1 pseudogene is annotated in these 1670 nt (G+C 60.8%); it reads right to left on the bottom strand.

Going from position 1 to position 1670, the window contains the following annotated elements:
* Positions 1-267: 267 nt before the first annotated feature.
* Positions 268-1561: pseudogene (locus L284_RS25755) on the bottom strand (IS110 family RNA-guided transposase).
* Positions 1562-1670 lie beyond the last annotated feature (109 nt).

Here is a 1670-nt window from a genome sequence, read left to right as displayed (position 1 = left end):
TGGATGCGCTGGTTCGCCTGCACGGGAAGCCGGCTTGCATTGTCAGTGACAACGTCCTGGGTCGCGAAGCAATGGCGCGATTTGGCCAGCAGGTCTCTTCGCGTCGACAATGATCGGCGCGGCGTGCATTCTGAGCCAGATGGCTTCCACCGTCAACGGGATCGCTCCCTGCCATAGCAAACACAGGATCCAGCGGCGCCGAGGCGGCCGTGGTCCTCACCGTCCTTAGAACGAGATACGCACCCAGGTGGAAGGCCCGAACATTATCTACAGGGTCGCTTTCGCGCCCTCATGGCCCTTACAGAGGGGGGTCCTTCCACCTGGCATCCGACCGTTCGACGAACGGCCGGTACTCTGTCCCCGTCTTGACGACCGCGTGAGCCACGCGCGCCATCTTGGCGGTGAGCGCCGTCATCGCCTTGCGGCGGCGATCGGCATCGTCCGCGTGCCCGGCGGTATATCGTCCGAGCTTGTCGCGGAAGCTGTTGTCGCGCTGCCGCGCGGCAATTTGGGCAGCCATCCAGAAGGTCCGGCGCAATCGTGCGTTGCCGTACTTGGATAGCTTGGTGCGGCCGCGAAAAGTGCCTGATTGGCAGGTCGCGAGATCCAGACCGCAAAATTTCAGGAATTGGCGGTGATGGCTGAAGCGACGTAGATCGCCTGCCTCTGCCAGGATCGTCAGTGCATTGATCGGACCAATGCCGGGAATTTTGCGCAGCAACTGGTAGTCAACGTGATCGGCGAGCCTGAGATGGGCAAGCCGCTCAATCTCGTCGCGCTGCTGGATGAGACTTCGTCCCTGCGCAATGACCATACGGAACATGGTGATCGCCGCGGAGTCCTCTGGCACCGGCAACGCTGCCGAAGCGCGCGCAGTCTCATAAATATCGTTGATCAGCCGCGCTTTGGAGACCTTGCGCCCGATCAGTGGCCATACCTCGGTAGAGAAGGCTTCACGATCAAGCGAGGTTATAATGGCTGGGGTCGGAAATCGCTCGAGGAGCGCCAAGAACCAATCCGACCTGCTATTGCCCGCAAAGTGGGCGATCTCGGGAAAATAGAGCGGGAGGTAGTGGGTCAATATGCGATGCCAGGTTTGCGTCTTCATCTTGGAGACGACCTCGTGCGTCTTGGATAACTCCTGCAGATCGTTGATTCCGACAGCGAGCGGGTCGACATAGCGCTGGGTGGCGCCGATCCGCAGCATGTGCAGGATGACCTGCGCGTCCTTAGGGTCGTTCTTGTCCCAGCTATTATGCAACGCCTCCCGCGTCCGCGCCAAAGCCACCGACGAGATGAGCCGTAGCTCGAACCCTGCAGTGAGCAGCCGATGCGCAAGGGTCCGATGGTAGTTGCCTGTCGCTTCGAAGCCGACCACGATGGGCCTTCCGATGGCGGCGAGTTGGTCTGCCAGAGCATCATAGTCCGTCTTGGTCGCGAGCACCGTCATGCGCCTGCGTCGTCCGCCCTCGGGGCGCTCGATGAGCACCTCTTGCCGATTCTTGGCCATATCGATTGCTACCAGTACGGCGCCGGCGGGTGTAGAAGAGAGTTTGGTCATGATCGGTCAGCCTCCAAAGTGTCGTCTCGACAACCTCACTTTAGAGCCCTGCTGGGCGTTCATGACCGCCTTGATGAAGCCTGCGGGCGCTACGCGCCCTTGTCATCAT

This window comes from Novosphingobium lindaniclasticum LE124, assembly GCF_000445125.1.
GTDB classification, from domain to species: Bacteria; Pseudomonadota; Alphaproteobacteria; order Sphingomonadales; family Sphingomonadaceae; genus Novosphingobium; species Novosphingobium lindaniclasticum.
The sequence above is the reverse complement of the archived record's forward strand: the minus strand, read 5'-3'. Positions and strand labels throughout refer to the sequence as shown.